8 protein-coding genes are annotated in these 7,815 nt (G+C 62.0%); 7 read left to right on the forward strand and 1 reads right to left on the reverse strand.

Annotated elements, in window-relative coordinates:
* Positions 1-20: 20 nt before the first annotated feature.
* Positions 21-2,663: an FtsX-like permease family protein gene (locus tag RIE53_13480; GenBank protein MEQ9105695.1), complete on the forward strand. Its 2,643-nt coding sequence runs from the start codon at positions 21-23 to the stop codon at positions 2,661-2,663.
* Between the two features lie 4 nt (positions 2,664-2,667).
* Entirely contained in the window at positions 2,668-3,018 is a 351-nt protein-coding gene (locus RIE53_13485; GenBank protein MEQ9105696.1) for a helix-turn-helix transcriptional regulator, read from the forward strand.
* 24 nt (positions 3,019-3,042) lie between these two features.
* Here RIE53_13485 and dusB read toward each other — a convergent pair whose 3' ends face one another.
* A complete protein-coding gene (dusB, locus tag RIE53_13490) occupies positions 3,043-4,107 on the reverse strand; it encodes a tRNA dihydrouridine synthase DusB (protein ID MEQ9105697.1) in 1,065 nt (354 codons plus the stop codon).
* A gap of 110 nt (positions 4,108-4,217) precedes the next feature.
* Between dusB and RIE53_13495 the strand changes: the two genes are divergently transcribed.
* From RIE53_13495 to RIE53_13515, 5 genes are all read left to right on the forward strand, one after another.
* Entirely contained in the window at positions 4,218-4,502 is a 285-nt protein-coding gene (locus RIE53_13495) for a PLD nuclease N-terminal domain-containing protein (protein ID MEQ9105698.1), read from the forward strand.
* Positions 4,503-4,579: 77 nt separating this feature from the next.
* Positions 4,580-5,764 carry an ectonucleotide pyrophosphatase/phosphodiesterase gene (locus RIE53_13500; GenBank protein ID MEQ9105699.1) on the forward strand — a complete coding sequence of 395 codons (1,185 nt, stop codon included), beginning with the start codon at positions 4,580-4,582 and terminating at the stop codon, positions 5,762-5,764.
* A gap of 2 nt (positions 5,765-5,766) precedes the next feature.
* A complete protein-coding gene (locus RIE53_13505) occupies positions 5,767-6,909 on the forward strand; it encodes a THUMP domain-containing protein (GenBank protein MEQ9105700.1) in 1,143 nt (380 codons plus the stop codon).
* Positions 6,910-6,912: 3 nt separating this feature from the next.
* Complete coding sequence (locus RIE53_13510; GenBank protein ID MEQ9105701.1) at positions 6,913-7,476, forward strand: hypothetical protein; 564 nt, start codon at positions 6,913-6,915, stop codon at positions 7,474-7,476.
* A gap of 147 nt (positions 7,477-7,623) precedes the next feature.
* A partial coding sequence (locus RIE53_13515) for a hypothetical protein (GenBank protein ID MEQ9105702.1) occupies positions 7,624-7,815 on the forward strand: 192 nt, incomplete at its 3' end.

Here is a 7,815-nt window from a genome sequence, read left to right on the forward strand (position 1 = left end):
AATCACCATTCCTGAGTGCCATGCGCCACCCCGAATCCCGCGATTGGACCTTTGATCTTGAAAACGCTGTGGCTACATGGCGCCAGTTCCTGTCCCGCGACCGCGCCTTCCACGAAGGTGATCTGGACGAATTGGAAAATCATCTGCGCGACGAGTTTGCGGCCGCATGCCGGCGTGGACTCCGGGGCCAGGAAGCCTTTGCCGAGGCCCGGCGACTGACGGGTGAGCCGGGCGGATTGAATACCGCATACGGGTCGGTCGTCGTCGAAAAGAGGCTCGCCCCGTCCGGAATGGCCGCCGAAATGCGATACTGGACCGGATTGGCGCGCAGCTACGGGGTCAGTGCAGTCCGGGCACTCGGGCGCAACCCCATGACTTCCGTCATCAACATCGTGGGACTGTCGATTGCCATTGCCTGCTCCATCGCGGTCTTCCTGTTCCTGCAGGTCTACGGATCGCTCGACTCCTTCCATGAGAACGGGGACCGGATCTTCATCGTGGAACATGAGGTCATCCGAAACGAGCAGATGGAAATCCGGGGAACCATCCCCGTGGCCCTGGGCCCGGCCCTGGAGGCCGAGCTGCCCGAGGTTGACAAAGCCGTCCGGGTGGAGCACGATATGGTCACGATTTCCGGCAACGGGGTCAGTCTGCAGGACCGGGCCACATTCACCGATCCGGGCTTTTTCGATGTATTCACGTTCCCTCTCCTGTCGGGATCGGCCTCGGCATTGCGCGATCCATCGGCCGTCATTCTGTCGTTCGATACCGCCGCACGCCTGTTCGGGCATGCCGATGTCCTCGGACGACAGGTGACCATGGCGTTCGGCGACGGCGAACGACGGGAGTACATCGTACGCGGGGTAACCGCGGACTTCCCGGAGAATGCCGGCTTCTTCTTCGGCATATTGATGGGTTGGGGCGCGCTCGACACCGTGTATCCGGACATGGACCAGGGATGGGCATCCCTCACGAACGGATTGTTCGTGTTGCTGCATGAGGCCGGCCAGGCCTCATCCGTGTCTGAATCCATGCAACGGTATGTAGCGCAACAACATGCTGCGAATGATGCCTATGTGGTTGAGTCCTTCTTGCTGGACAACCTGCGAAATCCGATGCCGGGCGCATACCGGGTCCTGTTCCGCCCGTCCGAGGCTCCGCATCCCATCCTGATTGGCATGTTCCTCCTCATTGCCGGGCTCATGATGGCATTGTCCTGCTTCAACTACATCAACATATCCGTGGGTGCGGCCCTCCGCCGGTTACGGGAAATTGGCGTCCGAAAGGTGATGGGCGGCACACGCGCGCAATTGACGGCTCAGTTCATGGTGGAGAACCTCTTGCTGTGCACGATCGCCCTTGTCATCGGAACTTTCCTGGCCATTTCCGTGGCGATCCCGGCGTTCAACAATCTGTTCGTGCTTCAGATCGGCCACGGCATGTTTGCGTCTGCAGGCTTCTGGACCTTCCTGGTCATCCTGCTCGGCGCCGTGGCTGTGCTCTCCGGGATGTATCCGGCCCTTTACATTTCGTCGTTCCGTCCGGTCGCCGTCCTCGGCGGGCGGTTGTCCGTGGCCGGAAATGCATGGTTCACCAAGGCCTTCCTGACGGCACAGTTCACCCTGGCGTTCATGACGGTTCTCGTCGTGATCCTGGTCGCCGCCAATGGCCAGTACATGAAAGCGATCGAGTGGGGTGCAGGCACGGAGGAGACGGTGGTTATTCCGGTCACGGACGCCGACCAGTACCAGGAAACCATGCGCATGCTGTCGACCGATGCGCGCGTCCAACTGGTCTCCGCAGCCGAGTCCCACCCGGGCCGATCCGTGTCATCCATGGAGTTGACCGTGGAAGACGAGCTCGTGCTCGCCGTCCGGTATCGCGTCGGAGCCGATTACCTGCGCACGCTGCATCTCTCCGACAAGCCACTGACGCCGGCCACGGTGTTCGTGAATGAGAGTTTCATCTCCCGCATGGGCTGGGAAACGGAGGAAGGACACCGCTTGCTTCTGGACGGGACGTATTACGAAATCACCGGCGTGGTGCGCAACTTCCACCTCAACCCGATGGTGAAGGAACGCCCGGTCATTTTCCAGTATGCGGAACAGGCCGCCAACATGCCCTGGATATCCGCGCTCGCGGAACCGGGCACAGCGTCGGCGGTGCTGGCCGACGTGGCCGAACTGTGGCAGGCATCCTGGCCTTCCGAGCCGTTCGGCGGTGTCATCCAGGCCGATGTATTCCAGGAGCAACTGGAGAGTTACGACAACCTGGCCCGGTCCCTCGGGTATCTCGGACTGCTGGCGGTGTTCATTGCCACCATGGGGCTGTTCGGCTTGACGTCACAGAACGTGAGCCGTCGGCTCAAGGAAGTCTGCGTGCGCAAGGTGCTGGGCGCATCGGCCGGCCGCACGCTGCTGACCATCAGTTGGACGTACATCTGGATGCTCGTCATCGCCGGTGGCATAGCGGTGTCCATCGTGGGCGGCGGAGCGGTTGTCGCCTTCCGGATGGCTCCGGACGAACTCGCGCTCATGCCCCTCGGTCCTGCCCCCTTCATCCTGGGCGTAACCCTGGTCTGGTCCGTGGCCGCGCTCGCCATCTCGGCGCATATCCGCCGACTTTCCAGGGCCAATCCCGCCGAAATATTACGCGTCGCCTGAATCCATGTCCACGAAATCCCTGAACGGAGCCTCGATTGCCCCCATCATCCTGTCCATTCTCCGGAATGGCGACAGCTACGGGTATGCCATCATCAACCGGGTCCGCGAATTGTCGGGCGGGGACGTTGAATGGACGGCCGGCTCCCTCTACCCCGTCCTGCATCGCATGAAAACGAACGGGTGGATCCGTGACTACTGGGAAGAGCCGGTTGGCGAGCGTCGCCGGCGGTACTATGCCATCACGCCGAAGGGCGAAAAGGCCCTGGCCACCGAACGGGAAAAATGGATGACCTTCCACGAGGTCCTGACGGCGTTGTGGGATGAGGAGCGCGGTCTTGGTCCGACCACGGCCTGACCTGACCGCTGAACCGTCCTTGACCTAAACGGTGGGAACCGCTCGGCGTGTGGGCACCGGCAGCGAGGCCTTCACCGCCACCGCGCGAACGGAAGGACCGGCTGACACCTGGATGTCCGCATCCTCTTCCTTGAAGTTCAGGAGCAACTCCAGCACCTCGTCCATGGTCGACAGGTCCATGATCAGGGAGCGCAGCCGGCTGGCGCCGCGGAAGCCCTTGAAGTACCCGCCGTACATACGACGCATTTCCAGGACGCCCTTGTGCTCGCCCAGCCATTCGCATTTCAGGGCCAGGTGTTCGGCGACGACCTTTATGCGCTCGTCCCAGCTCGGCGGTGGCGGCACCTCCCCCGTTTCGCGATAGATCTTCGTGTCGCGGAATATCCACGGATTCCCGATGGCTCCGCGTCCCACCATGACGGCGTCCACGCCGGTCTCGTTGAACATGGCTTCAATCCGGACCGGATCCGAGGCATCCCCGTTCCCGATGAGCGGGATGGAAATGCCGGACTCTTCCTTTATGCGCCGCAGCCAGTCCCAACGCGCCTCGCCCTTGTACATCTGGGAGCGCGTCCTTGCGTGCACGGCCAGCGCCTGGATGCCGGTTTCCTCGAGCATGCGCGCCACGTCCAGGATCTGGATCGTCTGATCGTTCCATCCCAGGCGCGTCTTCACGGTCACCGGTCGGTTTGACGCATCGATGACCGCAGCGGTGATTTCCTGCATCTTCGGCAGATTCCGCAGGATACCCGCGCCGCCATCCTTGCACACCACCTTCTTGACCGGGCAGCCGAAATTGATGTCAATCAGATCGGGACCCACCGCATCCACAATGCGTGTCGCTTCCCGGACCTGCTCCACATCGCCCCCGAAAATCTGGATGGCCACCGGACGCTCCTCATCATAGATATCCAGCTTCATCTCCGATCCGTCGGCGCCGTAGGCCAAGCCGCCGGACGAAATGAACTCCGTGTACAGCATGTCCGCGCCCAGCCGCTTGCAGATGATCCTGAAAGGCGGGTCCGACACATCTTCCATGGGAGCCAGGAAAATGGGGCGTTCGGGCAGTATGATGGAGCCGATCTGCATGGAACGGCACGTACGGCAGCCGTATGGGGCGGTTCCGTAACGCAACATCCGGCCCCCGTTCCACCGTATACTCAGGGAAAGGCCCATTCAATTTTACGGTCCAATCGCCTATGCGTGTACACCCTTCCCTTCCCTCCCCGCGCTTCCTGACGGCTTCCCTCGCGGCCTTCGGCATGCTTCTGCTGGCCGGCTGCGGCGGTCCGACCCTCATTGACTACGCCAACCACGGCTGGGGTCTTGGCATATGCGGCATGATCATATTGATCATGGACATCGTGGCCATCATCGAGGTCTCCGGGAGCGACCGGACGTTCGGCGGCAAAGTCCTCTGGGTGCTCCTGCTCATCTTCTTCCCGGTGGGCGGACTGCTCCTGTATTACTTCTTCGGGCGATAAGGACAACACGCGCGTTACGGGCGGACGCGGGGTGGGTCCTATATTGAGGCAAACCCCACCGGATTCCCGTCCATCGCATGCGTCACCTTTTCTTTTCCACGGCCGTTGTCGCCGCCCTGCTCCTTTCAGCGTGCGGCCGGCCGGCTGTTCCCGAAGGGGATTTCAGCCGGACCGTCATCCTGATTTCCACGGACGGCACCCATCCGTCCATGGTGGAGCGGGCCGATACGCCGAATCTGGATCGCTTGGCGGCCGAAGGACTGTCGGCGCCGGATGGGATGATTCCTGTCTTCCCGACGAAGACCTTCCCGAACCACTATTCCATCGTCACCGGACTGTATCCGGCCGAGCACGGTATTGTGGGCAATTCCATGTACGATCCGGAGCGGGACGCCCGGTTCAATATCCGGGACCGTGCGGCGGTGGAAGATCCTGCGTGGTGGACGGGCGAGCCCATCTGGACCACCGCCGAGCGCAACGGCATCCGGGCGGCCACCTATTTCTGGGTCGGCTCGGAGTCGCCCTACGACGGCATCCGGCCGACATACTGGTATACCTATGATGACTCCGTACCGGGAAAGACCCGAGTGGACGAGGTGCTCAAATGGCTCGAGCTGCCACCCGATGAACGCCCGGGCTTCATCTCACTGTATTTCTCGGACGTGGATTCCGAAGGACACCGGCACGGACCGGATGCCCCCGAAGTCACGCGGGCGGTTGAACAATTCGACGCCCATCTGGGACGTCTTCTGGACGGCCTGGAAGCGCGCGAGCTCCTGGGCCGCGTCCACGTGATCGTGGTCTCCGACCACGGCATGGCTGAGGTATCCCCGGACCGGGTCGTATTCCTGGACGACTACATCGATCTGGACGACGTTTCCATCGTCGAATCGGGCCCGAACCTGGCCATGAATGTCACGGACGGCAAGGAAGATGTCATTCTGGATGCGCTCCACGGCGCCCACCCTGAGCTCAGCGTCTGGAAAAAAGAGGACATGCCCGAGCGCTTCCACTTCGACGGCAACCCGCGCATTCCGGATATCAATGGATACGTCACAAGCGGCTGGCTCGCGGTTCCGTCCCGGGAAAGGTTCCGGGGAGCCAGCGGAGGCGCCCACGGCTACGACAACAAGGAATCGTCCATGCGTGCACTGTTCGTAGCGCATGGCCCATCGTTCGCGCCCGGCACCACCGCCGAGCCCTTTGAAAACATCGAGGTCCACGACATGCTGCTGCGCATCCTGGGGCTCGACGCACCATAAGCATGTATCAATACCAGGAATTCAGCCGCTATTTCGCGCAGATTGCGCATCCCATTGAACAACTCGGAGCCGACGAGCTGACCGAACTGGGGGCCACCGATGTCGAGGCGGATTACCGGGGGGCGCACTTCACGGCTACGCCCGCCGTCCTGTACGATATCGTGTTTTCGTCGCGGATCCCGACGCGGATCCTGGCGCCGCTCATGACCTTCGACTGCCATTCCGACAAGTACCTCTACAAGCGGGTGCGGGAGTTGGACTGGACGGCGTTGATCGGCCCGGACCGCACGTTTGCCGTGTTCGCCAACGTATCCAACAGCGCCATCAGCCACTCGAAGTATGCGGCACTGAAGGTCAAGGACGCCATCGTGGATGACATCCGGGACCGCGTCGGCGAACGGCCTGATGTGGACCGGCGGGACCCCGACATCTGGATCAACCTGCACATCCAGAACAACCGGGCGGTATTGAGCCTGGATGCATCGGGAGGGTCCCAACACCGCCGAGGCTACCGGGTGGCCAGCGTCGAGGCGCCGTTGCAGGAAACCGTGGCGGCCGCACTGGTCCGCTATACGGGTTGGAAGGGCGAGCGGCCGTTCGTCGACCCCATGTGTGGATCGGGCACCATCCTGGCCGAAGCGTTCATGGCCGCATCCGGAACGCCCTCGGGCATCCTCCAGACTTCCTTCGGATTCGAGCAATTCCCGGATTTCGATGCGGAGTTGTGGAAACAGGTCCGGGCGGAACGGGAGGCCAAGGTGGTCCCGCTTGCAGACGGGTTGTTGAGGGGCTGGGACATCGATGCACAGGCGGTAGCGGCCGCGCGGGCCAATCTGGCGCGCATTCCGGGTGCTTCAAGTGCGGTCCGGGTGGAGCAGTCGGATTTCCGGCTGTTGCCCGGCTTTACCGACACAACTTTGTTGTGCAATCCCCCGTATGGGCTTCGGATCGGTGGTACCATGCCTGTTCAGGCCTTTTACAAGGCGTTTGGCGACTTCCTGAAGCAGGAATGCTCCGGATGCACCGCGTTCATCTACGTGGGCAAGCCGGAACTCCTGAAATATGTGGGGCTTCGGACCAGCTTCCGGAAGGAGGTCGTCAATGGCGCATTGGAAGGCCGTCTCGCCAAATACGATCTGTACTGAACCATGACAACGACCACACACACACGTCCCTGTTTTCCTGTTCTTGCCGCCGGCGCCCTGTTCCTGATGCTTTCCATGGCCCGGCCCACCGCGGCCCAGCAGGTGCCCGAGCCCGATCCCGCCGACGTGGAGTCGGTCGATGCCATCATGGCGGCCGTCTATGAGGTCATTTCGGGCCCGGCGGGCCAGGCCCGCGACTGGGACCGGATGCGCTCCCTGTTTCATCCCGACGCCCGGCTCATCCCGTCCGGCCGGAACCCCGACACGGGGCAGGGCGGTATCCGCTACCTGACCATCGAGGAGTACATCTCCGGCCCCGGTCAGCAGTTGGAAACCATGGGATTCTTCGAGACGGAAATCCACCGGGTGGAAGAGCGCTACGCGGACATCGCCCACATTTTCAGCACCTACGAGAGCCGGCGGAATGCGGACGATGCGGAGCCCTTCATGCGGGGCATCAACAGCTTCCAGCTCCGCTTCGACGGCGCACGGTGGTGGGTCATCAACATCTTCTGGCAGGGCGAGTCGCCGCACTTCCCCATTCCGGACGCGTACCTGGGCGGCTGACGCCTTGGCCCCGTCAACTCCGTCCGATTGTAAAAGTCAGTGGCGTCCAATTGTAAATAGTGTCTGGCCATTGCCTCTCCAGAAGAGCAGTCCTGTTTCGCTGGCGAAACACTTTCGGGACGATCATCCGGACAGATGATGGCCGGAATGAAGCAGGAATGGGCGATATCGGCCCGAAAAAAGGCGTTTTCCTCCGATCGTGCCAAAACGCGGTCCGGACCGGCACGTGGCTTGCAAGAGCGTGGACAGTTACCAACACACACCCTCTTCAAGACCACGAACAACGCCATGAAAAACTTCTTCGCTCTCGCCTTCGCCCTGACCTTCGCCTTCGCCGCC

It is taken from the genome of Rhodothermales bacterium (assembly GCA_040221055.1).
GTDB lineage: Bacteria > Bacteroidota > Rhodothermia > Rhodothermales > UBA10348 > 1-14-0-65-60-17.

Coding starts and splice junctions, on each gene's coding strand:
- RIE53_13480 (MEQ9105695.1), top strand. CDS start 21: ATGCGCCACCCCGAATCCCGCGATTGGACCTTTGATCTTGAAAACGCT.
- RIE53_13485 (MEQ9105696.1), top strand. CDS start 2,668: ATGTCCACGAAATCCCTGAACGGAGCCTCGATTGCCCCCATCATCCTG.
- dusB (MEQ9105697.1), bottom strand. CDS start 4,107: ATGCAGATCGGCTCCATCATACTGCCCGAACGCCCCATTTTCCTGGCT.
- RIE53_13495 (MEQ9105698.1), top strand. CDS start 4,218: ATGCGTGTACACCCTTCCCTTCCCTCCCCGCGCTTCCTGACGGCTTCC.
- RIE53_13500 (MEQ9105699.1), top strand. CDS start 4,580: ATGCGTCACCTTTTCTTTTCCACGGCCGTTGTCGCCGCCCTGCTCCTT.
- RIE53_13505 (MEQ9105700.1), top strand. CDS start 5,767: ATGTATCAATACCAGGAATTCAGCCGCTATTTCGCGCAGATTGCGCAT.
- RIE53_13510 (MEQ9105701.1), top strand. CDS start 6,913: ATGACAACGACCACACACACACGTCCCTGTTTTCCTGTTCTTGCCGCC.